A 24,178-nucleotide genomic window follows, 5' to 3' on the forward strand; every position below is an offset into this window, starting at 1 on the left:
CAGGGGCGGTGCCGGGCGGGGGCGCTGGTCGCCGCCCGCCGTTGCCGTGACGGTAGAACGGGGGGTGCCGGTTACTTCAACGGTACCGGCGGGCACGCCCGTTCGGTTACCGTCGGGGCATGACCAGGACCGCGCCCGCGCCGTTGCCGTCGGACTTCTTCGACCCGCACTGCCCGGTGCAGCGGATGCCCGTCCTGGGCGGCCGGAAGTGGGCGTGGAAGATCGTGCGCTGTCTGGAGGGCGGCCCGCGCCGGTTCTCGGAGCTGCGGGTGCCGTTGGTGGGGATCACGGCGAAGGTGCTGGCCGAATCGCTGCGGTCGATGGAGCAGGACGGCGTTGTCAACCGAACGGAGTACGCGCAGAACCCGCCGCGGGTGGAGTACGCGTTGACGCCGCTCGGCCGGACGCTGCTGGGGCCGATGGACGCGGTGTGCGACTGGAGCCGGGCCAACCTGGCCGACCTGCTCGCGGCCCGCGAGGCCTTCGAGGGCGGCGGGGGCGGCGGGGGCGGCGGGGCTGGCAGGATTTCGGCGGCCCCTGGCGCTGACGCCGCTGGTGGGAGCGGTCCGGGCCCGGCCATCCTGGGCGCATGACCACTTCGGATCACCTGAGCGGCACGACCGGCGACGACGCGATCGTCCCCGACACCAAGGACTGGACCTGGGTGCTGGAGCGCCCCTGCGCGGACTGCGGGCTGGACGCCGGCGCGGTCGGCCGGGAGGACGTGGCCGGGACGATCCGGGCCAACGCGACGGGCTGGGCGGGGGTGCTGGCCGGGGATCCGGAGGCGCTGCGCCGCCGTCCGCGTCCGGAGATCTGGTCGGACCTCGAATACGCGTGCCACGTCCGGGACGTCCTCCGGCTGTTCCACGTCCGGCTGAACCTGATGCTGGACGAGGACGACCCGCTGTTCCCCAACTGGGACCAGGACGCGACGGCCGTCGCCGAGCGGTACGGGGAGCAGGAGCCGGCCGTGGTGGCGGGGGAGCTGGCGCGGGCCGCGGAGGTGCTGGCGGCGGGGTTCGCGGGGGTGTCGGGCGTGCAGTGGGCGCGCACCGGCAGCCGCAGCGACGGGGCGCGCTTCACGGTGGAGTCGTTCGCCCAGTACCTGGTCCACGATCCGGTCCACCACCTGTACGACGTCACGGGCGAGCGCGTCTGAGGGAGCCGGCGAGGGGCGTCACCGGCTCACGGTCGTCCCGGTCCGGGACTCACCAGCCGGAGGCCTCGCGCAGCATGGTGCGGCGGAGCCGGCCGGCCACGCTGGCGGTGTCGGTGCCGATGACGTCGGCGATCTCCGGTGCGGCGAGGCCGACGACGTAGTGCAGGATGGCGAGGTCGTCGTCGGCGGGCCGGCCGGGCCGGTCGTGGGTGTCGGGCCGGTCCTGGGCGTCGGGGCGGCCGGAGGGCAGGCCGCTCTGCCGGGTGTGGTCGCCGACGGTGTCGCGCAGGATCTGCCAGGCGTGCGCGGTGGGGTTGGAGCTTCCCAGCAACTCGCGCCACTGGACCGCGATTTCGGCGAAGGCCTGGCGGACGGCGTAGGCCGCGAGGTCCGGGTCGGGCAGCCAGACCCGGGCATAGCTGAGGTACCGCGGTCGGTGCAGCTCGCAGAACGCCGCGAACTCCAGCGGTACGGCGGGTTCACCGGCCCCCGTCGGCGGCTCGGCGGTGCTGTCTTGACGTGAGGTCATCTCGGCTTCTCGGCAAGTGAGATGGGCTTCTGACGGTCGATCATCTGTGCTCACTCTACGGTAGGCGCTCGGTGCGCTGGGTGACCAATCGGCCGGATTGCCCGGAAGGCGCCGCCGCACGGCCGGTTCCGGCGGTGGGCCGGACGGGGGTCGGCGGGCGGTGCGGCGGTGGCGGAGGGGCGAGGAGCGGTGCGCAGTGGTGTCAGAGGCGTGGGGGCGGGGCTTCGTGGCCGGTCAGCGGGGTGGCACGGCCGGTGGCGGCGGCCCGGCGGCGCGCCACCGCAGAGGGTGTGATGTGCCACCGTAGGCGGTTCGGCGGTTCTCGTCCACGCCTGCGGCGCGAAGCCGCGCCCGCACCACCGGGCGCACCACCGTTCGCGCGCCGGTCGGGCCGCGCCGGACCCCGCCGGGCTGCGGCGATGCCGCGCGAGGGCCCGGTGACGGCGCCCCCATGGAGGGGGCGGGGCGGTGGGCCGGCCCCGTCGCACGCGTCCCGCGTGCCCGGCCCGTCGACGGTGGATCGCCGTGTACGAGTGGAAAGTTGACGAACTGTCAGGAGTTGGTGCGGCGACCCTCCGCCGAGGTGATCCGGTCGTCCGGCGAGGCGCCTCGGGCGAGCTGGGCGGGGAACGCCTCGACCGCCCGCCGGCGGGCGAGTCGCGCGGCCGCCGCAGCCGCGGCCCCTGCGGTCCCGGCCGCCTCCGTGGCGGCGCTCAGCCGGTCCTGCTCGTGCTCCCGTCCCCGGACGTCCGCGGCCCCGTGCTCCGCGGTCGCGTGCTCCACGCCCTCCCGCCCGGCGTCCTGCCGGTTCTTCTGGATCTCCTGGATCTCCTGGGTCTGCTGGGCCTGTTGGGCCTCCTGTTCCTCGCGGGCCGTCGCGCGGGCGGCCTCGTGAACGGTCTCGTGGACGGCCTCGTGCGCGGCCTTGGTGGCGGAGCGGAGGCGGGCCGCCCCGGAGCCCCGCCGGGCCGCCCGCCCGTCGGCGGTGCGCGCCGCGTGTTCCTCGGCCACCTGTCTAGCCGCCAGGTAGGCCTGGACTGCGGCCATCCCGTAGACGGGCTGGATCAGCTGATGGCCCTTGAAGAAGGGGCGGGCGGGGGCGAATCCGGCGGCGACCACGAGGTCGCGGATCTCGGCTATCTCCGCCTCGCTGCGAGCGGTGAAGCGGACCTCCCAACCCTTCTTGTAGGTATGGCCCTCTGCGCCGCTACGGCGGGCCGGGTCCGGCCGGCGGACGTATCCGGGCAGGCGTCCGAGCCGGAGCTGGGCCGCGCGGAGGCCGGCGGTCTCGTCACGTGACATGTACTAAGGGTAGGCAATCCGGCGGGCTGGAGTGACGCCCGGAGGTGACTTCGCCGTATGTGCTTGATCACGCAGGGTCAGACGACCTGGTGGCTGATCGATGATGATCGAGTATGACAAGCAGATGATCACCCATTCCTCCGAATGGGTGAGGGTATGAGGACTTTAGTGCAGCCTGATCCCGGTTTCGCGACGGTTGGGTAACAGTGCGTCAGGCGGCCGCGACCGGCCCCGGGGTGTTGGGGATGGTGTCGGCATGAACTACCGGATTCCCATGCCGCCGCCGTCCCTGGAGGAACTGGCGCGCCGTCAGCAGAACGTGCTCACCGCCGGCCAGCTGCGCGCCCGGGGTGTGCCGGCCCGGATCATCAGCGAGCACTGCCGCCGCGGCGGCCCCTGGCAGCGGCTGCTGCCCCGGGTCTACCTGCTGCAGTCCGGCCACCCCTCGCCGGAGCAGCGGATGTGGGCGGCGCTGCTGTACGCGGCGCAGAGCGGCCGGGAGGGCGGCCGGGAGGGTGGCCGGGGGAACGGCCGGGAGGACGCCCGCCGCGAGGGCGCGGTGATCACCGGCCCGGCCGCGCTCGCGCTGTACGGCTTCGCCGCGGTGCCCCGGCTGCCCGCCGTCACCGGGGTGGACGTGCTGGTGCCCCGCCAGCGGCGGCTGAAGGACGTCGGCGAGGTGCGGATCCGGCGCACCGAGCGGGAGTTGGTGGCCCGCTCGGTGCACGGGCTGGCCTGCGCGCCGGTGGCCCGGGCGGTCGCCGACGCGCTGCGCGAGTGGACGTCCGGCGAGCGGGACGGCGAGCGGGCCGACGGCCGGTCCGGCGGGGGAGCGGTCGGGCCGGCGCCGGTCCGGGAGGTGCTCTGCGAGGCCGTCCGCCGCCCCGAGCTGCGCTGCTCACTGCGCGAGCTGGCCGCCGAGCTGGCCGAGTCCGGGCTGGTCGCCGACCTCCGGGTGCGGGCGGTACTGGACGGCCTGCTGGCCGCCGAGCGGGACCGGGTGCGGGAGCGGGTCGGCGAGCTGGCGGGCGAGTGGCTGCTGCCCGTCCCGATGACCGGTCCGGAGCTGCGGATGCGCGGCGGCACCTACGTCGCCGTCCCGGACCTCTACTGGCCGGAGGCGGGCGTCGCGGTCGAGGTCGACCCGGAGCTGCGCTGCGTCAGCGAGGGCGAGGCGGCCTGGGCGCGCGGCGGCCGGCACCGGATGGAGTACCTGGGGGTGCGGGTGGTGTACGTCTCCGGCACGCGGCTGGCCGAGGACCCGGACGCGGTCGGCGCCGAGCTGCGCGAGGCGTTCCGGCGGGGCGGGACCGACGTGGTGGAGCTGCTGGTCACCGGGGGGTGAGCACCGGGGGAACCGCAGCCGCCGCCGGTGCGCGGGTGTTCAGCCCCCGACGACCGGCGTGCCGACCAGCTCCACCCCGGCCGCCCGCAGCTCGTCCAGCGCGGCGGCGGTGGTCGGCGCGGCCACCCCGGCGGTCAGGTCGAGCAGGACCCGGGTGGTGAACCCGGCCCGCACCGCGTCCAGCGCGGTGGCCTTGACGCAGTGGTCGGTGGCGATGCCGACCACGTCCACCTCGGTGACCTGCCGCTCGCGCAGCCACTCGGCCGGTCCGCGGCTGTTCTCGTCGACGCCCTCGAAGCCGCTGTACGCCGCCGCGTGGGCGCCCTTGTCGAAGACCGCCTCGATCGCGCCGGAGGTGACGGACGGCGCGAAGTTGGGGTGGAAGCCCACCCCCTCGGTGCCCGCGACGCAGTGCGCCGGCCAGCTGCGGACGTAGTCGGGGTCGTCGGAGAAGTGCTCGCCCGGGTCGATGTGGTTGTCGCGGGTGGCGAGGATGTGCCGGTAGCCGGGCGCGGACTCGGCTATGAGGTCGGTGATCGCGGCGGCCACCTCGGCCCCGCCGGCGACGGCCAGGCTGCCGCCCTCGCAGAAGTCGTTCTGCACGTCGACGACGATCAGTGCCCGGTGCATGGCTGGCATTCCTCGGTCTGGTGGGTCCTGCGGAGGACGGGGGAGCGGACGTGAGGGGGCCTCATGGTCCGTACGGGGGAACTCTACGGTCGACTGTAGGCAGTGGCATCCGGAGGCGGAAGGCCCGGGGCGCGCCCGACCCTCCCCCCGTCCGCGAACCGCCCGCGAACCGTCCACGAACCGTCCACGAACCGCCCGCGAGAGCGGCCATGAAGCGGGCATGAAGCGGCCACGGGCCACCGCGGCGCGCGGCCGGCCTCACACGTGCAGCTCGGTCGCCAGCACCGGGTCGCCCTTGGAGAGCTGGGTGGCCGACAGCGGCAGCGCCGCCCGCGCCCGGACGTGCCGCTCGCGCGCGGCCTCCAGCGTCTCCCGGCCGACCATCTCGCCGGCCTTGACCAGCGGCACCTGCACCAGGTGCGGCGCCAGGGCGTCCGGGATCGGCCCGGTGCCGACGACCTCGGCCTCGGCGACGCCGTCCGCGTCGGGCCGCCGGGCCGCCCACTTGCGCCCGCCGATGCTGGTTTTGCCGCCGGCCGCGCGCTTGGCGACCGGGACCAGCGGGCCGTCGGGTCCGGCGGCGCGGGCGACCAGCTTGTAGACCATCGCGCAGGTCGGCTCCCCGCTGCCGGTGACCAGGCTGGTGCCGACGCCGTAGCCGTCCACCGGGGCGGCGGCGAGTGCGGCGATCGCGTACTCGTCGAGGTCGGAGGTGACGATGATGCGGGTCCCGGTGGCGCCGAGTTCGTCGAGCTGGCGGCGGACCCGGTGGGCGAGCAGGGTGAGGTCGCCGGAGTCGATCCGGACCGCGCCCAGTTCGGTGCCGGCCACCTCGACGGCGGTGCGCACGGCCTCGCGCAGGTCGAAGGTGTCGACCAGCAGGGTGGTGCCCCGGCCCATCGAGTCGATCTGCGCGCGGAAGGCGTCCCGCTCGGTGTCGTGGACGAGGGTGAAGGCGTGCGCGGCGGTCCCGGTGGTCGGGATGCCGTAGGTGAAGCCGGCCTCCAGGTCGGAGGTGGCGGCGAAGCCGGCCACGTACGCGGCGCGGGCGGCGGCGACGGCGGCCCGCTCGTGGGCGCGGCGGGCGCCCATCTCGATCACCGGGCGGCCGCCGGCCGCCGAGGTCATCCGGGAGGCGGCGGCGGCGATCGCCGAGTCGTGGTTGAGGATCGAGAGGATCACCGTCTCCAGGATCACCGCCTCGGCGAAGCTGCCCTCGACGGTGAGCAGCGGCGAGCCGGGGAAGTAGACCTCGCCCTCGGGGTAGCCGTGGATGTCGCCGGTGAACCGGTAGTCGGCGAGGAAGCGCAGGGTGTCCTCGTCGACCACGCGCCGGTCGGCGAGCCAGCCGAGCTGGGCGGAGGTGAAGCGGAAGTTCTCCACCGCGTCCAGGACCCGGCCGGTGCCGGCCAGCACGCCGTAGCGCCGCCCGGCGGGCAGCCGACGGGTGAACACCTCGAAGACGGAGCGGCGGTGCGCCGCTCCGCTGCGCAGGGCGGCCTGCAGCATGGTGAGCTCGTAGCGGTCGGTGAGCAGCGCGGTCGAGCCGGCCGCGGGCACGGAAGTGGCGTCCATGCGGATGATGCTACTACCCCTTAGCGTCAGTGTGACGATTTCTCGGCGCGGGGATCCGTCCAGCGCGCCGCCGTCCCCGGGGGCGGAATCGCCCGCCGGTCCCCCGGATGGCAGCATGGGGCAGGAGGGGCACGTGGAAGTCACGTGACGGCCGGGTGGGAGCCATCCGGGAACCGAACTGAGCGGCAGGAGGGATCCGGCGGTGAGTGTCGCGCCCGTGGAGATCGAGCGCCCGGAGGTCGAGGGCGTACCGGTGACGGAGCCGGACACCCCGTGGGTCACCATCGTCCACAACGATCCGGTCAACCTGATGAGCTACGTCCAGTACGTCTTCCAGGCCTACTTCGGCTATCCGAAGGACAAGGCCCGGAAGCTGATGATGGAGGTGCACAGCAAGGGCCGGGCGGTGGTCTCCAGCGGCTCGCGCGAGGAGATGGAGCGCGACGTGCAGGCGATGCACGGCTACGGCCTCTGGGCGACCCTGCAGCACGACTGACGGCACGACCGGCCGAACGACTGACCGCACGAACGGCCGTATGGCCGGCCGCGGCGGCGGCCCGCGCGGCCGCGGACCACTGGAACCGACGAGGACGGGCTGACCGATACCGATGGCTGGGTTGTTCGAGAGTGCCGGCGGCGGGGGCGCGGTGCTCGCGCTGGACGAGCTGGAGGCCTCCATCCTGCGCTCGCTGGAAGTGCAGATGCTGGAGCTGATCGGTCCCGGCCCCGGCGGCGACGGGGAGGGGTCCGACGACCCGCTGGCGGCGCTGTTCGCCGAGGGGCCGACCAAGGCGCCGGACGACCCGGCGCTCGCCCGGCTCTTCCCGGACGCCTACGGGGACCCGCAGGGGCCGGCCGACGCGGAGTCCCGCGAGGCCGCCGGGGAGTTCCGCCGCTACACCGAGCTGGACCTGCGCGCCCGCAAGCGGGACGACGCGCTGCACGTCGTGCGGGCGCTGGACGGCCTGGGCGGCGAGGGCGGCACGGTCAGCCTGGACTCCGCCGCGTGCCTGCGCTGGCTGGGCGCGCTCAACGACCTGCGGCTGACCCTGGGCGTGCGGCTGGAGGTCACCGAGGACGACGAGCGGGGCCTGTACGACCTGCCGGACGCCGACGACCGCAAGCCGCTGGTGATGGCCTACCTGTGGCTCGGCGCCCTGCAGGAGTCGCTGCTGGAGGCGGTCACCGACTGAGGCCCGCGGTCGCTCCGGGGGCTCGCCCCGGAGCGAGTCTCCCCCTGTTCGGGGCAGGCCCCGACCACTCGTCCGCATATTGGACGCATGGTCGGGGCTTTTCCGCTCAAAACGGGCGAAACCCTATCGGGGCATGCTCAAATATCGCTCAGATGGACACCGGTATCCGGACCGTGCGTGGTACGACTGCTCCCCCCACCCCCACGAGTCCCAGCGGCGAAAACCCCATCCAGGACGGTGCAGCATGGCCGAACAGCTCTACGACGAGGTCGTCGACGCCCAACCGGACGAGGAGGGCTACCACCGGGGTCTGGGCAGCCGCCAGATCCAGATGATCGCGATCGGCGGTGCGATCGGCACCGGCCTCTTCCTCGGCGCGGGCACCGCGATCTCGAAGTCGGGCCCCAGCCTGATCCTGTCCTACGCGGTCGCCGGCGTGGCGATCTTCGCGATCATGCGGGCGCTCGGCGAACTGCTCACCTACCGCCCGGTGGCCGGCAGCTTCGCCGAGTACGCGCGGGAGTTCCTCGGGCCCTTCGCCGGCTATGTGACGGGCTGGACGTACTGGCTCTTCTGGGTTGTCACGGGCATGGCGGAAACCACGGCCGCGGCCGTCTACGTGAAGTTCTGGGCGCCCGGGATCCCGCAGTGGCTCTGCGCGCTCTTCTTCCTGATGCTCCTCTACGGGGCCAACCTGATCTCGGTGAAGATCTTCGGCGAGATCGAGTTCTGGTTCTCCATGGTCAAGGTCACCGCGATCATCGGCATGATCCTGATCGGCATCGGGGTGCTCACCCTCGGGTTCAGCGACGCCGGCGACACCGCCTCGATCACCCACCTCTGGCAGGACGGCGGCTTCTTCCCCAAGGGCATCGGCGCCACCGTGATGACCCTGCAGATCGTCATGTTCGCCTATCTGGGCGTCGAACTCGTCGGCGTCACCGCGGGCGAGAGCGAGAACCCGAAGAAGACCCTCCCGCGGGCCATCAACACCCTGCCGTGGCGGATCGCGCTGTTCTACATCGGCGCCCTGGTCATCATCCTGTCGTTGGTGCCGTGGACCGAGTTCCAGCCCGGCGTCAGCCCGTTCGTCGCCACCTTCGGCAAGATCGGCATCCCCGCCGCGGCCGGCATCATCAACTTCGTGGTGCTCACCGCCGCGCTCTCCTCCTGCAACTCCGGCATGTACTCCACCGGCCGGATGCTGCGCGACCTCGCCCTGCGCGGCCAGGCCCCCGGGCAGCTCACCCGGCTCAACGGGCACCGCAGCCCTGCCGCCGCGATCACCGCCTCCTCGCTGCTGATGGGCGTCGGCGTGGTGCTCAACTACCTCGTCCCGGCCAAGGCGTTCGAGTACATCACCTCGGTCGCCACCGTCTGCGGCCTGTGGACCTGGGCGATGATCCTCATCTGCCAGATCCGCTACCGCCGGGCCTGGAAGGGCGGCCACCTGCCGCCGCCGACCTTCAAGGCCCCCGGCGGCGCCTGGAGCAGCTGGGCGGCGCTGGCCTTCCTGGTGCTGGTGGTCGTGCTGATCGCCCTGGACAGGTCCAACCGGATCTCGCTGTACGTCTTTCCGGTCTGGGCCGTGCTGCTGGTCGCCGGCTACCGGGGACTGCGCCGCCGCACCCCCGCCGCGGTGCACGCGGTCGCCCACGACCACCTGCACGTGCCGGGCGACGGCGGCACCGGGACCCGTTGACCGCGCCTCGGACGCCCCGGCGGTCCGCCGCCGGGGCGTGGCTATCCTGGCGCCATGCTGACCATCACCCGAGAACTGCGCGACGCGATCGTCGCCCATGCCCGCGCCGACCACCCGGACGAGGCCTGTGGTGTCGTCGCCGGGCCGGAGAGCAGTGGTCGCCCCGAGCGGTTCATCCCGATGCTCAACGCCGCCCGCTCGCCGACCTTCTACGAGTTCGACTCGGGTGACCTGCTCAAGCTCTACCGTGAGATGGACGACCGGGACGAGGAGCCGGTGATCGTCTACCACTCGCACACCGCCACCGAGGCCTACCCCTCGCGCACCGACGTGAGCTACGCCTCCGAGCCGAACGCCCACTACGTCCTGGTCTCGACCGCCGAGGGCAACGGTGCGGACGACCCGTACCAGTTCCGCTCGTTCCGCATCGTGGACGGTGTGATCACGGAGGAAGACGTCCAGGTCGTCGAGGCCTACCCGGCCTGACCCGCACCCACCTGGGCGAGGCCCGCCGACCGTCCGCGAGCGGTCGGCGGGCCGTTGCCGTTTTCGGCCGGTCTCGACATGGGGGACGAACTCATCCGTATCCCGAGACGGGCATGGAGGAGCGGGCCCGGGAATCTATACGATGAGCCCATGCGTTCCGTCGATGTGAGCACCCAGGCCCCGGGCACCCGCCTCGTGGCGCGCCTGCACGTCGACCTGTGCCGGCTCGCCAGTGCGATCTGTCCCGGCACGCCGGCGCGCTCGCGCTGAGCCACCCGCCCCGGCCCGCCCGCGGAGACCACTGCCCCGGCCCGCAACGCCCTGCCGCGCCCGCTGCGGCCCACCCACCTCACGACTCGCACAGGAGCGCACCCATGGCCATCGAGGTCCGCATCCCGACCATCCTCCGCACCTACACCGACGGCGCCAAGGCCGTCGAGGGCACCGGCAGCAACCTCGGGGAACTCTTCCACGACCTCGACGCCCGCCACCCGGGCATCGCCGCCCGCCTGCTGGAGGGCGGCGAGCTGCGCCGCTTCGTCAACGTCTACCTGAACGACGAGGACGTCCGCTTCCTGGAGGGCATCTCCACCGCGCTCGCCGACGGCGACAGCGTCACCATCCTGCCCGCCGTGGCCGGCGGCGCCCGCTGACCACCCGCCCGCCCCGTCCCGCGCACCGCCCGGGACGGGGCGGGCCGCCCGTACCGAACCCCACCGCCGCCCGCCGGAGGACCCCTTGCGCTACGACAGCCCGCTCGAAGCCGTCGGCAACACCCCGCTGGTCCGCCTGCCCCGGCTGTCCGCCGCGGTGCCCGGGAACACCGAGGGCCTGGTCACCCTCTGGGCCAAGCTGGAGGACCGCAACCCCACCGGCTCCATCAAGGACCGCCCGGCGCTGCACATGATCGAGCGCGCCGAGGCCGACGGCCGGCTCACCCCCGGCTGCACGATCCTCGAACCCACCAGCGGCAACACCGGCATCTCGCTGGCCATGGCGGCCAAGCTCAAGGGCTACCGGATGGTCTGCGTGATGCCCGAGAACACCAGCGAGGAGCGGCGCGAACTGCTCCGCATGTGGGGCGCCGAGATCATCTCCTCGCCCGCCGCCGGCGGCTCCAACACCGCCGTGCGGATCGCCAAGGAGACCGCCGCCGAGCACCCCGACTGGGTCATGCTCTACCAGTACGGCAACCCCGACAACGCCGGCGCCCACTACACCGGCACCGGCCCCGAGATCCTCGCCGACCTGCCCACCGTCACCCACTTCGTGGCCGGCCTCGGCACCACCGGCACCCTCATGGGCGTCGGCCGCTACCTGCGCGAGAAGGTCCCCGGGGTGCGGATCGTCGCCGCCGAGCCGCGCTACGACGACCTGGTCTACGGCCTGCGCAACCTCGACGAGGGCTTCGTCCCCGAGCTGTACGACGCCGAGGTGCTCACCACCCGCTTCTCGGTCGGCTCCGCCGACGCCGTCCGGCGCACCCGCGAACTCCTCCAGGAGGAGGGCATCTTCGCCGGCGTCTCCACCGGCGCGATCCTGCACGCGGCGATCGGGGTGGGCCGCAAGGCCGCCCAGGCCGGCGAGCGCGCCGACATCGTCTTCGTGGTCGCCGACGGCGGCTGGAAGTACCTGTCCACCGGCATCTACACCGCCGAGTCCACCGAGGCCGCCGTCGAGGCGCTGCAGGGCCAGCTCTGGGCCTGAGCCGGCCGCGGCCCCGGTCGTGACGACCGGGCATTGTCCGTGTCCTGCCCCCGGTTCGTCACGGTACGACCACGGTGTCCGGTCCGGGGCCGAGGTTCGCGGGCCGGGCGGAAAGGCTGTTCACGAACGTCCCCCACGCACCAGCGGAGGTGACCCGTGAGCCGCGGCTCCGACCTGTGGTCGTACACCGAGATCGCCCGCCACATCAACGTCCAGCCCGAGACCGTGCGCACCTACCGGCGCCACGGCCTGCTGCCCGAACCGGACGTGGTCGACGCCGGCGGGCACCCCCGCTGGTACCCCGGGACCATCCGCGCCTGGGCCCGCCGGCGCCCCGGCCACCGCTGACGCGCCACCGCGGCGCCCCCGCCCCCGCCTCCCCGGCGTTCTGGTGATTCCAGCCACAGCACGGCACGGAGACGGGGGCAAAGCGCCGGTCCGCCCTTACTCTCGACAACACGCGCAGGGCAGCGCCTCCGGCCGGTATTCCCGGCCCGCTGTCATGACCAGCGACAGCCAGGACGTGTCGGGGCGGAGGGGCTCGGATGAAACTGACCGTGGTGGGGTGCTCGGGGAGCTTCCCGTCGGCCGACTCGCCGTGCTCCAGCTACCTGGTGGAGGCCGGCGGCTACCGCGTCGTGCTCGACCTCGGCAACGGGGCGCTCGGCGCCCTCCAGAAGTACGTCTCGATCTACGACATCGACGCCGTCCTGCTCAGCCACCTGCACGCCGACCACTGCGTCGACCTGTGCGCCTACTGGGTCGCCCGCAACTACCGGGCCGAGGGCTGCCCCGACCCGATGCCCGTCTACGGCCCGGCCGGCACCGCCGCCCGGCTGGCCCGCGCCTACGACATGCCCGAGAACCCGGGGATGAAGGAGGTGTTCGAGTTCCGCACCCTCACCCCCGGCCGCTTCGACCTCGGCCCGCTGCGGATCGACGTCGCCCAGGTCAACCACCCCGTCGACGCCTTCGCCTTCCGGCTCGAACACGGCGGCCGCAGCCTCGTCTACTCCGGTGACACCGGCGAGAGCGCCGACCTCGTGGAGCTCGCCCGGGACACCGACCTCTTCCTGTGCGAGGCCGCCTACCTCGACGGCCGCGACACCTACCGGGCCGTCCACCTCAACGGCCGCGAGGCCGGCGAGCACGCCACCGCGGCCGGCGCCCGCCGACTGGTCCTCACCCACATCCCGCCGTGGACGGACGCCGAGCTGAACCGGCGGGACGCGGCCGCCGCCTACGCCGGGCCGGTCGACCTCGCCCGGCCCGGCGCGGTCTACCGGCTCTGACCCGTCCCGGGCAGGTCGGCTCACCCCACGTACGTCAGCCAGTGCCGGTAGCGCCCGTCCGCACCGGTCACCGCCGCCTCGTACGCCGCGCGCAGCCGCGCGGTCAGCGGACCCGGGGCGGCCGGCAGCTCCCGGTCGTCCAGCGAGCGCACCGCCACCACCCCGGCCGCCGTCCCGCACACGAACACCTCGTCCGCCGCGTACAGGTCCGAGCGCAGCAGCGACTCCACCCGCACCGCCGCGCCCAGGTCCCGGGCCAGCGTCAGCACGGTGTCCTGGGTGATCCCCTCCAGGGCGCCCGCGCTCGCCGGCGGCGTGCGCAGCACCCCGTCGCGGACGACGAACACGTTCTCACCGGTGCACTCGCTCACCGCGCCGTCCGCGCCGAGCAGCAGCGCCTCGTCGTAGCCCGCGTCGGTCGCCTCCCGCCGGGCCAGCACCGAGTTCAGGTACGGGCCGGTCGCCTTGGCGGCGGGCGGCACCGCGTTCGGGTCGGTCCGCCGCCAGCTGCTCGTCTTCAGCCTGATCCCGCCCTGCGCGTCCGGGAGTTGCGCGTGCCACTCCCAGCTCGCGATCGCCGTGGTGGTCGGCGAGGAGCGCATGTCCAGGCCCATCGCGCCGTAGCCCAGGAAGGCGAAGTGGCGCAGGTAGCACGAGCGGTGCCCGTTGGCCCGCACCAGGTCGACGGTGGCCGCCGCCAGGTCGGCCACGCCGTACGGCAGTTCCATCCGCAGCATGCGCGCGCTGCGCTCCAGCCGGCGCAGGTGCTCGGGCAGCCGGAACACCGCCGGACCGTCCGCCGTGGCGAACGCCCGGGTGCCCTCCAGCACCCCCGTGCCGTAGTGCAGGCCGTGGGTGAGGACGTGCGTGGTCGCCGCGTGCCAGGGCACCAGGGCACCGTCCAGCCAGATCGTCGAAGCCTCGGGAAGATCGGTCATGGGCGCCATCCTGGCCACCGCGGCGCCTGCGGTCAGCGCCCGGACCGCTGCCGGAACCGGCCATGGCCGGGAGCGGAAGCGGCCCGTCTCGCAGGGTGGAAACCCCGCGCGGGCGGGCGCGGGGCGTCACTAGGCTGCGCCGATGGAGAGCCCCGCCGACCGGGACGCCGCCCGGCTCTACGCCCGCCTGCTCGCCGAACCCGGCCGCCCGCCCGGCGAGTTGCTCCCCGACTGGGACGACCGGCGGCTCGCCGCCGCCACCGCCGAACTGCTCGCCCTCGGCCTGCTCCAGCCCGCCGCGGGCGGCCGCGTCCCGGACCCGGACCCGGGCCGGGCTTCGGACTCGGGTGCGGACACGGGTGCCGACCGGGCCGCCGTGTCCGTCGACACCGCCGTTCGGCAACTGCTGCTCGACGCCGACCGCCAGGTCACCGACCTGGTCGGCGCCCTGCACCGGGCCCGCGAGGCGGTGGACCGGCTGCACACCGGCTACCTGCCCGTCCAGGAACGGCACCGCGCCGGCACCGCGTTGGAGGTCGTCCGCGGCGCCGGGCGGATCGCCGCCCTGCTGGAGGACGCCGCCCGCGGCGCCCGCACCGAGGCGCTCTCGCTGCGCCCGGGCCAGGACCTCTCCGGCCCCGCCCTGGCGGGCAAGCTCGCCCGGGAACGCCTCGCCCTCGCGCACGGCGCCGCGTTGCGCACCATCCACCCGGCGGCCGCGCTGCGCCGCCCGACCGTGCTCGGGCACGTCCGGGAGCTGACCGCGGCCGGGGCGCGGATCCGGGTGGCCCACTCGCTGCCGCTCTGGCTGATCGTGGTGGACGCCCGGCTGGCGATCCTGCCCGCCCCGGGCGCCGGGCCGGGCGGGGACGCCCCGGTCGCGGAGGCCGCCGTGGTGGTGCGCGAGCCGGCCCTGGTCGCGCTGGTCGCCGAGCTGTTCGAGTACTTCTGGTCGGCCGCCTGGACGCCCGCCGAACTCCTGCCCGAGGCGGAGGCGATGACGGAGCGGCAGGCCGAGGTGCTGCGGCTGCTGGCGGCCGGCCGGACCGACGCGGCGATCGCCCGCAAGCTGGAGCTGTCCGAGCGCACGGTGCGCCGGCTGGTCGCCGAGCTGACCGCCGGCCTGGGCGCGGAGAGCCGCTTCCAGGCCGGCGTGCACGCCGCCCGGCTGGGCCGGGTCTGACCGCCACCGGGCGCCGGGGCCGGGCGGCGGCTCAGTGCCGTCCGGGGACCGGCAGGCCGAGGTGGTCGCGCAGCGTCGTCCCGGAGTACTCGGTGCGCAGCACCCCGCGCTCCTGGAGCAGCGGCACCACCCGGTCGACGAAGTCGTCCAGCCCGCCCGGGGTGAGGTGCGGGACGAGGATGAAGCCGTCCGCGGCGTCGTTCTGCACGTAGTGGTCGATCTGGGCGGCGACGGCCGCCGGGGTGCCGATGAAGCTCTGCCGGCCGGTCACCTCGATCACCAGTTCACGGCTGCTGAGTCCCTTCTCGGCGGCCACCGCGCGCCACCCGGCGGCGACCTCCAGCGGGTCGCCGAGCGAGGTGCGGCCCTGGACGAGGGCAGAGTCGCGGACCGGGTCGACGGCCGGCAGCGGGCCGTCCACGTCGTGGTCGGAGAGGTCGATGCCCCAGACCTGCTCCAGGTAGTTGATCGCGGTGGCCGGGCTCACCTGGGCGCGGCGGATCGCGGCGGCCCGCTCGACGGCCTCCTCCTCGGTGTCGCCCAGGACGTAGGTGACCCCCGGCATGATCTTCAGCTCGTCCGGCTTGCGCCCGTACGCGGCCAGTCGCCGTTTGACGTCGGCGTGGAAGGCCTGGCCGGCCGCCAGGGTGGAGTGCCGGCTGAAGATCACGTCGGCGGTGGCGGCGGCGAACTCCCGGCCCTCGGCGGAGTCGCCGGCCTGGATCACCACCGGGTGGCCCTGCGGCGGCCGGGGCACCGAGAGGGTGCCCTCGACGTCGAACTGCGGCCCCTGGTGGCGGACCGTGCCGGCGCCCGCCGCGTCCCAGAACTCCCGGGCGAGCGCGACGGTCTCGGCGGCCCGGGTGTAGCGGTCGGCGCGGTCGAGGTAGCCGCCGCGGCGGAAGTTCTCGCCGGTGAAGGCGTCGGAGGAGGTGACCACGTTCCAGGCGGCGCGGCCACCGGAGAGGTGGTCCAGGGAGGCGAACCGGCGGGCCAGTTCGTAGGGCTCGTTGTAGGTGGCGTTCACGGTCGCGGCCAGCCCGAGATGGGTGGTGACGGCGGCGAGCGCGCCGAGCACGGTGATCGACTCGGGGCGGCCGACCACGTCCAGGTCGTGGATCCGGCCCTTGACCTCGCGCAGTCGCAGGCCCTCGGCGAGGAAGAAGAAGTCGAACCGGCCGCGTTCGGCGGTCGCGGCGAGGTGGCGGAAGGAGTCGAAGGCGATCTGGCTGCCGGAGGCCGGGTCGCTCCACACGGTGGTGTTGTTGACGCCGGGGAAGTGCGCGGCGAGGTGGATCTGCTTGAGCGGGCGGTCCGTCATCGGGTCACCTCGGCGGTCACGGCGGGGGAGGTCGGGGCGGCGGGGGCGGCGATGGTCGCGGCGAGCGCGTAGCGGCTGGCGGGACGGGCCAGGCCGAGGTGCTCGCGCAGGGTGCGGCCGGTGTAGCCGGCCCGGAACAGTCCGCGCTCGCGCAGCGCGGGCACCACGTGGTCGGCGAGCGCGGCGAGGTCCCGGGCCGGGTCGGCGGGCACCAGGTGGAAGCCGTCGACCCCGCCGCCGCCCTCGGTGACCTCGGTGAGCAGGGCGGATATCGCGGTGTCGTCGGGGAGCGCGGCCGGGATCCGGGCCAGGATCCGCAGCGCCTCGCCGCCGCGCAGCCGCAGTTCGGTGGCGGCGGTGAGCCGGTCGGCCCGGTCGGGGGCGTCGAGCAGGACGACGTCGGCGTAGCGGGCCGCGGTGGCGACCCGGGCGCGGCCGCCGGGGCCGGCGTCCGGCGCGAGGTCGGCGGCGGCGACGCCGACCGCGACGACCGGGCGGCCCTGCGGCGGGCGGGGGGTGATGGAGGGGCCGCGGACGGAGAAGTGCGGGCCCTCGAAGTCGATGTAGTGGAGCTTGGCGCGGTCGACGAAGCGGCCGGTGGCGGTGTCGCGGATCTCGGCGTCGTCCTCCCAACTGTCCCAGAGCCGGGTGGCGACCTCGGCGGCGTCGGCGGCCTCGGACCAGAGCTCGTCGGCCGGGGCGGTGCCCTTGCGGCCGAAGGCCCGGGCCTCGGCCTCGGTGTCGCAGACGCCGACCAGCCAGCCGGCCCGGCCCTCGCTGACCCAGTCCAGGGTGTTGACCGAGAGGGAGGTGTGGAATGGCTCGGTGTGGGTGGTGGTGACGGTCGGGACCAGGCCGAGGCCGCGGGTGACCGGGGCGAGCCGGGCGAAGGTGGCGAGCGCGTCGAGCCGGCGCGGTTCGGGGGCGTAGGAGTCGTCGAGGGTGACGAAGTCGAGGGCGGCCCGTTCGGCGAGCCGGGCGAGGGCGGTGAAGTGGGCGGCGTCGACGTGGCCGGGGCTGTCGAGGGCGGCGGAGAGGTGCAGCTGGCGGGGCATGGGCGGCCTTGACTTTCCTGGGAGGGAAGCGGTGCGGGCGGCGGTCGCGGACCGGCCCGCGGCCCCGGGGGACGGGGACGGGCGGGCGGGTGCGCGCGGGCACGGGCCGGCCCGTCCGGGGGACGGGCGGGCGCGGGTGACGGGGTGGTGCGGGGGCCGGGCGCGCGGCGGGGACGTCAGCCGGGCGGCGGCGGGGGGAACGCTCGGGTCAGCCGCGACACGCCGCGGACCACACGCGACCGAAGTCGATGTGGCTGCGGGTCACCAGCGGACGGGGGGCGTTCACCGCTTCAGTTGACCAGCGGGTCCGTGTGTTCGTCAACCACCGTCTCAGCGGGCGGCCGCCGCCGCGGACACCCGGGCGGACGCGCCCGGGCACGCGAACGGCCCCGCCCCGCCACCCGGGGAGCGGGTGGCGGGGCGGGGCCGTGAGCGGCGTGCGGTGGTTTTCGGGCGTCAGGCCTTGGTGACGTCCTCGATCTCGTCGTCGTCCTCGCGACCGGGGGTCTTGAGGTCGAACTTCACGATCGCGAAGCGGAACAGGAAGTAGTACAGGGCGGCGAACGCCAAGCCGAGCGGGATGATGATCCACGGGTCGGTGGCCTTGCTCCAGGCGAGCAGGTAGTCGATCAGACCACCGGAGAAGGTGAAGCCGTCGTGCACGCCGAGCGCCCAGGTCAGGGCCATCGAGACGGCGGTGAGGACGGCGTGGATCACGTACAGCAGCGGGGCGATGAAGACGAAGGAGAACTCGATCGGCTCGGTGACACCGGTCACGAAGGAGGTCAGCGCCAGCGACAGCATCATGCCGGTGACGGCCTTGCGGCGGTGCGGCTTGGCGGTGTGGGCGATGGCGAAGGCGGCGGCCGGCAGCGCGAACATCATGATCGGGAAGAAGCCCGACATGAACTGTCCGGCGGTCGGGTCGCCGGCGAAGAAGCGGGTCAGGTCGCCGTGCACGACGGTGCCGTCGGCCTTGGTGAAGTCACCGGTCTGGAACCAGGCGTAGGAGTTCACGAACTGGTGCATGCCGACCGGCAGCAGACCGCGGTTGACCAGGCCGAAGGCGCCGGCACCGAACGCGCCGGCCCCGATGAGGCTGTCGTTCAGGCTCTTGATCGCGTCGCCGATGGGGCCCCAGGTCAGGGCGAACAGGACACCGACGGCGGTGCCGACGAAGGCCATGATGATCGGGACGAGGCGGCGGCCGTTGAAGAAGCCGAGCCAGTCGACCAGCTTGGTGCGGTGGTACTTCTGCCACAGTACGGCGCTGAGCAGACCGATCACGATGCCGCCGAGGACACCGGGGTTCTGGTACGTCGCGGCGACCCACTTGCCGTCGGCGATGTGGCCCTCGGTGATCGGGAACGCGGTCAGCACGTTCTTGTAGACCAGGAAGCCGACCAGGGCGGCCAGGGCGGTCGAGCCGTCGGCCTTCTTGGCGAAGCCGATGGCGATGCCGACCGCGAAGAGCAGCGGCAGGTTGTCGAAGACGCCGTTGCCGGCGGTGGCGAAGACCGCCGCGACCTTGTTCCAGCCGAGGCCGTCCTTGCCGAAGACGTCGTCCTGGCCCAGACGCATCAGCAGACCGGCGGCGGGGAGAACGGCGATGGGCAGCTGGAGGCTGCGGCCGATCTTCTGCAGACCCTGGAGCAGGTTCTGGCCGAACTTCTTGGCGGGACTGGGTGTGGCCGGAGCCGTGGCGGGCGCCGGTGCCTGCGCAGACTGACTCATGGGGGTGGGTTCCTAACGGCAAGGGCGGGTCGGTCGGGGGGACGGTGCACAGGGGGCCGAACCGCGAACTGGTCTACACCACACGTGGTGTAGACCAGTTTTGTAGCACGGGTGGAGGGGCCGGGGAACCCTTGAAAGCGCCGCAGCTGGGAAGCGCTATGAAATCGAAACCTACTTGTGGATCAACGATCTTGATTACCCGCCGTGATTGGCATTTTGGCTATTTGCGCAACAAAAAGCCGGGGCGGCCGAGTGCTCCACGGCAGGTCACCGGCTCGTCACCGACGGCCCGTCGGCGCCGCGCCGGTCTGCGTTCGCGTCGGGACCATCGGCCGGCCCGGATATGCCGAAGGCCCCCGGACCGACGGTCCGGGGGCCTTTTCGGATTCTGCGCGGTGACGCTCGGTTTATGCCTTGGTCACGTCCTCGACCTCGCTCTCGTCCTCGCGCCCCGGTGTTTTCAGGTCGAATTTCACGATGATGAAGCGGAAGAGGGCGTAGTACACGGCGGCGAAGCAGAGGCCGATGGGAATGATCAGCCACGGCTTGGTGGCCAGGCCCCAGTTGATCACGTAGTCGATCAGGCCGGCCGAGAAGCTGAAGCCGTCGTGCACCCCGAGCCCCCAGGTGACGGCCATCGACGCGCCGGTCAGCAGGGCGTGCACGCCGAACAGCGCCGGGGCGATGTAGGCGAAGGAGTACTCGATCGGCTCGGTGACGCCGGTCACGAAGGAGGTCAGGCCGACCGAGAGCATCAGGCCGTAGATCTCCTTGCGCCGGTGCGGCTTCGCCGAGTGGGCGATCGCCAGCGCGGCGGCCGGCAGCGCGAACATCATGATCGGGAAGAAGCCCGACTGGAACTGCCCGGCGGTCGGGTCGCCCGCCAGGAAGCGCGGGATGTCGCCGTGCACGATCATGCCGTCGGGCTTGGTGTACTCGCCGAACTGGAACCAGACGAAGGTGTTCAGCAACTGGTGCATGCCGATCAGCAGCAGGGCCCGGTTGGCCACGCCGAAGATGCCCGCGCCGCCCGCGCCCAGGTCGGCGAGGGTCTGGCTGAACGAGTTGAGGCCGCGGCCGATCGGCGGCCAGACCCAGAGCGCCACCACGGCGAGCAGCATGCCCACCAGGGCGGTGATCATCGGCACCAGCCGGCGGCCGTTGAAGAAGCCCAGCCAGTCGACCAGCTTGGTGCGGTGGAAGCGCACCCAGAGCCAGGCCGACATCAGGCCGAGCAGGATGCCGCCCAGCACGCCCGGGTTCTGGTACGTCGCGATCGCCGCCTTCGCCGAGGTGTAGTCCACGCACTGGTCGCTCACCAGGACGGTCGGCGGCTTGCAGTGCTCCGGGAAGGCGTGCAGCACCCTGTAGTAGACGAGGAAGCCGACCACCGCGGCCAGCGCCGTCGACCCGTCGGCCTTCTTCGCCATGCCGATCGCGACGCCGATGCAGAACAGCATCGGCAGGCCGAACGAGGAGTCCAGCAGTGCGCCGCCGGCCGCCGCGAACACCTTGGCGACGTTGTCCCAGCCCAGGCCGTCCTTGCCGAAGACGTCGGGCTGCCCGAGCCGGTTGAGGATGCCGGCGGCCGGGAGCACCGCCACCGGCAGCTGGAGCGAGCGGCCCATCTTCTGGAGGCCGCCGTAGAAGGTGTGCCACCACGTGGTCTGCGACGCTGTGGCGCCTGCCGAACTCATCCTTCGCCCTCCGGGTGCAGTGGCCGGCCGCAGGCCCGCCGGGGCCTCGGGCGGGGACCGGGAACACCCGGGGCCGTTCCTGCGTTCGTCGGAGTGCACATATATTGGTGTAGACCACTTTTGGGACGCAGGCGGCGCGCCGGGAGACGGCCCCACTGCTCGTCATCCTCGGCCGCCGGCCCGGAGCATGCGCGCCGAGATGGGCCAAAAGTGGACTAACGTGGCATAACGGTCTGGCTCGGGTCATGCTGGTCGCGCTGCTCCGGCAGCGTGCCACGGCACGACCGACCACTGACCCCGCGTCACCGCGACCGAGGTCACCGCGCAGGACGGCACCCGGCAGAGCAGCCGACGGGCCGAGACAGAGGGAGAAAGCAATGGCCAGCAAGGCTGAGAAGATCGTCGCCGGTCTGGGCGGCATCGACAACATCGAAGAGGTCGAGGGCTGCATCACCCGCCTGCGCACCGAGGTCAAGGACGCCTCCCTGGTCAACGAGGCCGCGCTGAAGGCCGCCGGCGCCCACGGCGTCGTGAAGATGGGCACCGCGATCCAGGTCGTCATCGGCACCGACGCCGACCCGATCGCCGCCGACATCGAGGACATGATGTGAGCTGAGCCCGCCAGGCTCGCACACGTCCGGCCCGCCGACCCCTCCCCGGGGCGGCGGGCCGTGGCACGTCCGGGCACCGGACACCGCCCGTCCGGGCAGACCCGGACGCCTCGGGACGCCTCGGGGCGTACCCGGAGCACCCGCCGAAACCGACTACGCTCGGTGCCTATGTCACGCATCGACGGCCGCACCCCCGACCAGCTCCGCCCCGTCACCATCGAACGGGGCTGGAGCAAGCACGCCGAAGGCTCCGTCCTCATCTCCTACGGCGACACCAAGGTGCTGTGCACCGCCAGCGTCACCGAGGGCGTCCCGCGCTGGCGCAAGGGCAGCGGCGAGGGCTGGGTCACCGCCGAGTACTCCATGCTCCCGCGGGCCACCAACACCCGCGGCGACCGCGAATCCGTCAAGGGCCGCCTCGGCGGCCGCACCCACGAGATCAGCCGGCTCATCGGCCGCTCGCTGCGCGCCGTGGTCGACCACCGCGCCCTCGCCGAGAACACCATCGTCCTCGACTGCGACGTCCTCCAGGCCGACGGCGGCACCCGCACCGCCGCCATCACCGGCGCCTACGTCGCGCTCGTCGACGCCGTCAACTGGGCCCGCGAGCGCAAGCTGCTGCGCGCCAAGGGCAAGCCGATCACCGGTGGGGTCAGCGCCGTCAGCGTCGGCATCATCGACGGCGTCCCGATGCTCGACCTCCAGTACGAGGAGGACGTCCGCGCCGAGACCGACATGAACATCGTCTGCACCGCCGACGGCCGCTTCGTCGAGGTCCAGGGCACCGCCGAGGGCGCCCCCTTCGACCGCGCGCTGCTCGACCGGCTGCTGGACCTCGGCACCCTCGGCTGCGCCGAGCTCGACGAGGTCCAGCGCAAGGTCCTCGGCGAGCTGGAGGGCTGACCCCGCAGGCCCGCTCCTCCCCCTGAGGTACCGGTTCCGCTTCGGTTTCCGGAAATGCCCGGGCGCCGGGCCCGGCCGCTGTACAGGCCGGGTCCGATGCCCGTACGGTTCCCGCAGCACCCGTTTGCGGGAACCGCGCACCCCTCAGCGCGCGTCCTTCCCTTCCGGAACCGCGCACCCAGGAGGACCGGATGCCCCAGAACATCGCCCGCCCCACCATGCTCGCGGTGGCCGGACTGATCGCCATCCTCCCGCTGAGCGCGGTCAGTTGCTCCGCCGCGCAGAAGGCGATCGACTGCGGCAACACCGCCGTCAGGATCACCGGTGACATCAAGGAGGTCAGCGACGCCTACGGCAACGCGAGCAACGACGCGGCCGCCGCCGGGCAGGCGCTGCAGAAGCTGAAGAACGACCTCGACCAGCTGGGCAAGAACTCCAAGGACACCGACGTCGCCCAGGCCATCACCGACCTCGGCACCCAGGTCGACAAGGTCCAGCAGGCGGTCAACAACAAGCAGGTGCCGGACTTCAAGCCGCTCGGTGACGCCGCCTCGAACCTCACCAAGGCCTGCACCGGCTGAGGCTCCGGCTGACGCGGGATCACACCGTTTGCTCGGTTTAGGGTGGTTCCATGACCACTCGACTCATCCTCGCCACCCGTAACCAGCACAAGGTCGCCGAGCTGCGCGACATCCTCGGCGACGCCGGCCTGGACGTCGAGCTGGTCGGGGCCGACGCCTACCCGGAGATCCCCGACGTCCCCGAGACCGGCGTCACCTTCGCCGAGAACGCCCTGCTCAAGGCGCACGCCCTGGCCCGCGCCACCGGGCTGCCGGCCGTCGCCGACGACTCCGGCCTGTGCGTGGACGTCCTGAACGGCGCCCCCGGCATCTTCTCCGCCCGCTGGGCCGGCAAGCACGGCGACGACCGCGCCAACCTCGACCTCCTGCTCGCCCAACTCTCCGACATCGCCGCCGAGCACCGCGGCGCCCACTTCTTCTGCGCCGCCGCCCTCGCCCTCCCCGACGGCACCGAGCGCGTCGTCGAGGGCCGCCTGCCCGGCACCCTGCGCACCGCCCCGGCCGGGGACGGCGGCTTCGGCTACGACCCGATCCTCCAGCCCCTCGGCGAGACCCGCACCTGCGCCGAACTCACCTCCGCCGAGAAGAACGCCATCAGCCACCGCGGCCAGGCCTTCCGCGCCCTCGCCCCGGTCGTGAAGGACCTGATCGGCTGAGGGTGCCGCACGCCATGACAATGGCCCCCTTTCCTTCGAATCGAAGGAAAGGGGGCCATTTCGCCCAGTACGCCCGGTGGGACTCGAACCCACGACACTGCGATCCTAAGTCGCAGCCCTCTAGCCAGCTGGGGTACGGGCGCACGTCGGCACAAGCCTACCGGCTGCCGGAGGCGCTGATGACAGGTTTGCGGTTCCGTCCGTAGTACGCCGGGGTGGCGGCATGGCGGTTCGGACAGAGCGGCCGGAGGTTCTCTCGGCGGTTGTCGAGCCGGTCGCCGTTGATGTGATCGACCTCCGGCGTCGGCGGACGTCGGCGCCGGAACGGCGGGGTGTTCGGTTGCGGGGGTCGTCGGCGGTGGTGCGGGCCGGGGGTGCGGCGCGGTGGTCGGTATGCGGAGGGGGCGGGGACGGCTGGGGCTGATGGGGTGTCGGGTGACCGTCGACAATCAGCCGTTCGACCGGGGATGTTGGGGAATTGATTACCAATTGGTACAGACCTATTGACCTATGTGGTTCAGACCACATAGCTTCGGCGCCAATCTGCTTTCCCCCACGTGCGTGCTCCCCCACAGG

The 24,178-nt window shown here is 73.2% G+C and carries 27 protein-coding genes and 1 tRNA gene; 17 read left to right on the plus strand and 11 right to left on the minus strand.

Annotated features, from left to right (window positions below; translation table 11 throughout):
* Positions 1-119: 119 nt before the first annotated feature.
* Both ACFCLZ_RS24525 and ACFCLZ_RS24530 read left to right on the plus strand, forming a co-directional pair.
* Positions 120-593, plus strand: coding sequence for a winged helix-turn-helix transcriptional regulator (locus tag ACFCLZ_RS24525; RefSeq protein WP_380279286.1), 474 nt, complete (start codon positions 120-122; stop codon positions 591-593).
* Complete coding sequence (locus ACFCLZ_RS24530) at positions 590-1,162, plus strand: DinB family protein (RefSeq protein ID WP_380279288.1); 573 nt, start codon at positions 590-592, stop codon at positions 1,160-1,162. The genes ACFCLZ_RS24525 and ACFCLZ_RS24530 overlap by 4 nt, the downstream gene beginning before the upstream one ends.
* A gap of 49 nt (positions 1,163-1,211) precedes the next feature.
* Here ACFCLZ_RS24530 and ACFCLZ_RS24535 read toward each other — a convergent pair whose 3' ends face one another.
* Positions 1,212-1,691, minus strand: coding sequence for an RNA polymerase sigma factor (locus tag ACFCLZ_RS24535; protein ID WP_380279290.1), 480 nt, complete (start codon positions 1,689-1,691; stop codon positions 1,212-1,214).
* A 552-nt stretch (positions 1,692-2,243) separates the two neighbouring features.
* The gene (locus ACFCLZ_RS24540) at positions 2,244-2,993 is read right to left on the minus strand and encodes a hypothetical protein (RefSeq protein WP_380279292.1); all 750 of its coding nucleotides are present in this window, start codon (positions 2,991-2,993) and stop codon (positions 2,244-2,246) included.
* Between the two features lie 256 nt (positions 2,994-3,249).
* Here ACFCLZ_RS24540 and ACFCLZ_RS24545 point away from each other — a divergent pair, with 256 nt between their 5' ends.
* Positions 3,250-4,338, plus strand: a complete 1,089-nt coding sequence (locus ACFCLZ_RS24545) for a hypothetical protein (protein ID WP_380279294.1) — start codon at positions 3,250-3,252, stop codon at positions 4,336-4,338.
* A gap of 39 nt (positions 4,339-4,377) precedes the next feature.
* Here ACFCLZ_RS24545 and ACFCLZ_RS24550 read toward each other — a convergent pair whose 3' ends face one another.
* Together ACFCLZ_RS24550 and ACFCLZ_RS24555 are read right to left on the minus strand one after the other, a co-directional pair.
* Positions 4,378-4,968 carry an isochorismatase family protein gene (locus ACFCLZ_RS24550; protein ID WP_380279296.1) on the minus strand — a complete coding sequence of 197 codons (591 nt, stop codon included), beginning with the start codon at positions 4,966-4,968 and terminating at the stop codon, positions 4,378-4,380.
* Between the two features lie 258 nt (positions 4,969-5,226).
* A complete protein-coding gene (locus ACFCLZ_RS24555; protein ID WP_380279298.1) occupies positions 5,227-6,543 on the minus strand; it encodes a nicotinate phosphoribosyltransferase in 1,317 nt (438 codons plus the stop codon).
* 202 nt (positions 6,544-6,745) lie between these two features.
* On the opposite strand from ACFCLZ_RS24555, the gene clpS reads away from it, so the two are divergent.
* The 9 genes from clpS to ACFCLZ_RS24600 all read left to right on the plus strand — a co-directional run bounded on the left by clpS (position 6,746) and on the right by ACFCLZ_RS24600 (position 12,923).
* On the plus strand, positions 6,746-7,039 hold the full coding sequence (clpS, locus tag ACFCLZ_RS24560) for an ATP-dependent Clp protease adapter ClpS (protein ID WP_380279300.1): 294 nt from the start codon (positions 6,746-6,748) through the stop codon (positions 7,037-7,039).
* 112 nt (positions 7,040-7,151) lie between these two features.
* On the plus strand, positions 7,152-7,736 hold the full coding sequence (locus ACFCLZ_RS24565; protein WP_380279302.1) for a DUF2017 domain-containing protein: 585 nt from the start codon (positions 7,152-7,154) through the stop codon (positions 7,734-7,736).
* 244 nt (positions 7,737-7,980) lie between these two features.
* Positions 7,981-9,438, plus strand: coding sequence for an amino acid permease (locus ACFCLZ_RS24570; RefSeq protein WP_380279304.1), 1,458 nt, complete (start codon positions 7,981-7,983; stop codon positions 9,436-9,438).
* Positions 9,439-9,492: 54 nt separating this feature from the next.
* The gene (locus tag ACFCLZ_RS24575) at positions 9,493-9,924 is read left to right on the plus strand and encodes a Mov34/MPN/PAD-1 family protein (RefSeq protein WP_380279306.1); all 432 of its coding nucleotides are present in this window, start codon (positions 9,493-9,495) and stop codon (positions 9,922-9,924) included.
* A 150-nt stretch (positions 9,925-10,074) separates the two neighbouring features.
* Complete coding sequence (locus tag ACFCLZ_RS24580) at positions 10,075-10,194, plus strand: putative leader peptide (protein ID WP_327677307.1); 120 nt, start codon at positions 10,075-10,077, stop codon at positions 10,192-10,194.
* 104 nt (positions 10,195-10,298) lie between these two features.
* Complete coding sequence (locus tag ACFCLZ_RS24585; RefSeq protein ID WP_209416124.1) at positions 10,299-10,577, plus strand: MoaD/ThiS family protein; 279 nt, start codon at positions 10,299-10,301, stop codon at positions 10,575-10,577.
* An 85-nt stretch (positions 10,578-10,662) separates the two neighbouring features.
* Entirely contained in the window at positions 10,663-11,631 is a 969-nt protein-coding gene (locus ACFCLZ_RS24590; RefSeq protein ID WP_380279309.1) for a PLP-dependent cysteine synthase family protein, read from the plus strand.
* 156 nt (positions 11,632-11,787) lie between these two features.
* Positions 11,788-11,979, plus strand: coding sequence for a MerR family transcriptional regulator (locus ACFCLZ_RS24595; protein WP_380279311.1), 192 nt, complete (start codon positions 11,788-11,790; stop codon positions 11,977-11,979).
* A 197-nt stretch (positions 11,980-12,176) separates the two neighbouring features.
* Positions 12,177-12,923, plus strand: a complete 747-nt coding sequence (locus ACFCLZ_RS24600; RefSeq protein ID WP_380279313.1) for an MBL fold metallo-hydrolase — start codon at positions 12,177-12,179, stop codon at positions 12,921-12,923.
* A 20-nt stretch (positions 12,924-12,943) separates the two neighbouring features.
* On the opposite strand, the gene ACFCLZ_RS24605 is transcribed toward ACFCLZ_RS24600, so the two are convergent.
* Positions 12,944-13,861 carry a branched-chain amino acid transaminase gene (locus tag ACFCLZ_RS24605; protein ID WP_380279315.1) on the minus strand — a complete coding sequence of 306 codons (918 nt, stop codon included), beginning with the start codon at positions 13,859-13,861 and terminating at the stop codon, positions 12,944-12,946.
* A gap of 142 nt (positions 13,862-14,003) precedes the next feature.
* Between ACFCLZ_RS24605 and ACFCLZ_RS24610 the strand changes: the two genes are divergently transcribed.
* Complete coding sequence (locus ACFCLZ_RS24610; RefSeq protein WP_380279317.1) at positions 14,004-15,044, plus strand: LuxR C-terminal-related transcriptional regulator; 1,041 nt, start codon at positions 14,004-14,006, stop codon at positions 15,042-15,044.
* Between the two features lie 31 nt (positions 15,045-15,075).
* Here the strand turns inward: ACFCLZ_RS24610 and ACFCLZ_RS24615 are convergent, their stop codons facing one another.
* From ACFCLZ_RS24615 to ACFCLZ_RS24630, 4 genes are all read right to left on the minus strand, one after another.
* Positions 15,076-16,365 carry an LLM class flavin-dependent oxidoreductase gene (locus ACFCLZ_RS24615; protein ID WP_380279319.1) on the minus strand — a complete coding sequence of 430 codons (1,290 nt, stop codon included), beginning with the start codon at positions 16,363-16,365 and terminating at the stop codon, positions 15,076-15,078.
* A complete protein-coding gene (locus tag ACFCLZ_RS24620) occupies positions 16,362-17,420 on the minus strand; it encodes an LLM class flavin-dependent oxidoreductase (protein ID WP_380279321.1) in 1,059 nt (352 codons plus the stop codon). The genes ACFCLZ_RS24615 and ACFCLZ_RS24620 overlap by 4 nt, the downstream gene beginning before the upstream one ends.
* A 456-nt stretch (positions 17,421-17,876) precedes the next feature.
* Positions 17,877-19,154, minus strand: a complete 1,278-nt coding sequence (locus ACFCLZ_RS24625; RefSeq protein WP_380279323.1) for a PTS transporter subunit EIIC — start codon at positions 19,152-19,154, stop codon at positions 17,877-17,879.
* A gap of 407 nt (positions 19,155-19,561) precedes the next feature.
* Entirely contained in the window at positions 19,562-20,851 is a 1,290-nt protein-coding gene (locus ACFCLZ_RS24630; protein ID WP_380279325.1) for a PTS transporter subunit EIIC, read from the minus strand.
* A 377-nt stretch (positions 20,852-21,228) separates the two neighbouring features.
* Here ACFCLZ_RS24630 and ACFCLZ_RS24635 point away from each other — a divergent pair, with 377 nt between their 5' ends.
* The 4 genes from ACFCLZ_RS24635 (at position 21,229) to rdgB (ending at position 23,602) form a co-directional block, all read left to right on the plus strand.
* Positions 21,229-21,462, plus strand: coding sequence for a glucose PTS transporter subunit EIIB (locus ACFCLZ_RS24635; RefSeq protein ID WP_063349220.1), 234 nt, complete (start codon positions 21,229-21,231; stop codon positions 21,460-21,462).
* Positions 21,463-21,630: 168 nt separating this feature from the next.
* Positions 21,631-22,365 (plus strand): ribonuclease PH, encoded by a 735-nt coding sequence (rph, locus tag ACFCLZ_RS24640; RefSeq protein ID WP_380279327.1) that lies wholly within the window; start codon positions 21,631-21,633, stop codon positions 22,363-22,365.
* Positions 22,366-22,556: 191 nt separating this feature from the next.
* Entirely contained in the window at positions 22,557-22,946 is a 390-nt protein-coding gene (locus ACFCLZ_RS24645; protein ID WP_380279329.1) for a hypothetical protein, read from the plus strand.
* Between the two features lie 50 nt (positions 22,947-22,996).
* On the plus strand, positions 22,997-23,602 hold the full coding sequence (rdgB, locus tag ACFCLZ_RS24650) for an RdgB/HAM1 family non-canonical purine NTP pyrophosphatase (protein WP_380279331.1): 606 nt from the start codon (positions 22,997-22,999) through the stop codon (positions 23,600-23,602).
* Between the two features lie 68 nt (positions 23,603-23,670).
* On the opposite strand, the gene ACFCLZ_RS24655 is transcribed toward rdgB, so the two are convergent.
* Both ACFCLZ_RS24655 and ACFCLZ_RS24660 read right to left on the minus strand, forming a co-directional pair.
* Positions 23,671-23,745: transfer RNA gene (locus ACFCLZ_RS24655), tRNA-Leu, on the minus strand.
* 14 nt (positions 23,746-23,759) lie between these two features.
* Positions 23,760-24,092, minus strand: a complete 333-nt coding sequence (locus ACFCLZ_RS24660; protein WP_380286262.1) for an HNH endonuclease — start codon at positions 24,090-24,092, stop codon at positions 23,760-23,762.
* Positions 24,093-24,178 lie beyond the last annotated feature (86 nt).

It is taken from the genome of Kitasatospora purpeofusca (assembly GCF_042691725.1).
Classification (GTDB): Bacteria; Actinomycetota; Actinomycetes; order Streptomycetales; family Streptomycetaceae; genus Kitasatospora; species Kitasatospora purpeofusca_B.

Excerpts from the sequence above, each read along its gene's own strand:
- ACFCLZ_RS24525 (WP_380279286.1), top strand. The coding sequence starts at position 120 with ATGACCAGGACCGCGCCCGCGCCGTTGCCGTCGGACTTCTTCGACCCG.
- ACFCLZ_RS24530 (WP_380279288.1), top strand. The coding sequence starts at position 590 with ATGACCACTTCGGATCACCTGAGCGGCACGACCGGCGACGACGCGATC.
- ACFCLZ_RS24535 (WP_380279290.1), bottom strand. The coding sequence starts at position 1,691 with ATGACCTCACGTCAAGACAGCACCGCCGAGCCGCCGACGGGGGCCGGT.
- ACFCLZ_RS24540 (WP_380279292.1), bottom strand. The coding sequence starts at position 2,993 with ATGTCACGTGACGAGACCGCCGGCCTCCGCGCGGCCCAGCTCCGGCTC.
- ACFCLZ_RS24545 (WP_380279294.1), top strand. The coding sequence starts at position 3,250 with ATGAACTACCGGATTCCCATGCCGCCGCCGTCCCTGGAGGAACTGGCG.
- ACFCLZ_RS24550 (WP_380279296.1), bottom strand. The coding sequence starts at position 4,968 with ATGCACCGGGCACTGATCGTCGTCGACGTGCAGAACGACTTCTGCGAG.
- ACFCLZ_RS24555 (WP_380279298.1), bottom strand. The coding sequence starts at position 6,543 with ATGGACGCCACTTCCGTGCCCGCGGCCGGCTCGACCGCGCTGCTCACC.
- ACFCLZ_RS24565 (WP_380279302.1), top strand. The coding sequence starts at position 7,152 with ATGGCTGGGTTGTTCGAGAGTGCCGGCGGCGGGGGCGCGGTGCTCGCG.
- ACFCLZ_RS24570 (WP_380279304.1), top strand. The coding sequence starts at position 7,981 with ATGGCCGAACAGCTCTACGACGAGGTCGTCGACGCCCAACCGGACGAG.
- ACFCLZ_RS24575 (WP_380279306.1), top strand. The coding sequence starts at position 9,493 with ATGCTGACCATCACCCGAGAACTGCGCGACGCGATCGTCGCCCATGCC.
- ACFCLZ_RS24580 (WP_327677307.1), top strand. The coding sequence starts at position 10,075 with ATGCGTTCCGTCGATGTGAGCACCCAGGCCCCGGGCACCCGCCTCGTG.
- ACFCLZ_RS24585 (WP_209416124.1), top strand. The coding sequence starts at position 10,299 with ATGGCCATCGAGGTCCGCATCCCGACCATCCTCCGCACCTACACCGAC.
- ACFCLZ_RS24600 (WP_380279313.1), top strand. The coding sequence starts at position 12,177 with ATGAAACTGACCGTGGTGGGGTGCTCGGGGAGCTTCCCGTCGGCCGAC.
- ACFCLZ_RS24605 (WP_380279315.1), bottom strand. The coding sequence starts at position 13,861 with ATGACCGATCTTCCCGAGGCTTCGACGATCTGGCTGGACGGTGCCCTG.
- ACFCLZ_RS24610 (WP_380279317.1), top strand. The coding sequence starts at position 14,004 with ATGGAGAGCCCCGCCGACCGGGACGCCGCCCGGCTCTACGCCCGCCTG.
- ACFCLZ_RS24615 (WP_380279319.1), bottom strand. The coding sequence starts at position 16,365 with ATGACGGACCGCCCGCTCAAGCAGATCCACCTCGCCGCGCACTTCCCC.
- ACFCLZ_RS24620 (WP_380279321.1), bottom strand. The coding sequence starts at position 17,420 with ATGCCCCGCCAGCTGCACCTCTCCGCCGCCCTCGACAGCCCCGGCCAC.
- ACFCLZ_RS24625 (WP_380279323.1), bottom strand. The coding sequence starts at position 19,154 with ATGAGTCAGTCTGCGCAGGCACCGGCGCCCGCCACGGCTCCGGCCACA.
- ACFCLZ_RS24630 (WP_380279325.1), bottom strand. The coding sequence starts at position 20,851 with ATGAGTTCGGCAGGCGCCACAGCGTCGCAGACCACGTGGTGGCACACC.
- ACFCLZ_RS24635 (WP_063349220.1), top strand. The coding sequence starts at position 21,229 with ATGGCCAGCAAGGCTGAGAAGATCGTCGCCGGTCTGGGCGGCATCGAC.
- rph (WP_380279327.1), top strand. The coding sequence starts at position 21,631 with ATGTCACGCATCGACGGCCGCACCCCCGACCAGCTCCGCCCCGTCACC.
- ACFCLZ_RS24645 (WP_380279329.1), top strand. The coding sequence starts at position 22,557 with ATGCCCCAGAACATCGCCCGCCCCACCATGCTCGCGGTGGCCGGACTG.
- rdgB (WP_380279331.1), top strand. The coding sequence starts at position 22,997 with ATGACCACTCGACTCATCCTCGCCACCCGTAACCAGCACAAGGTCGCC.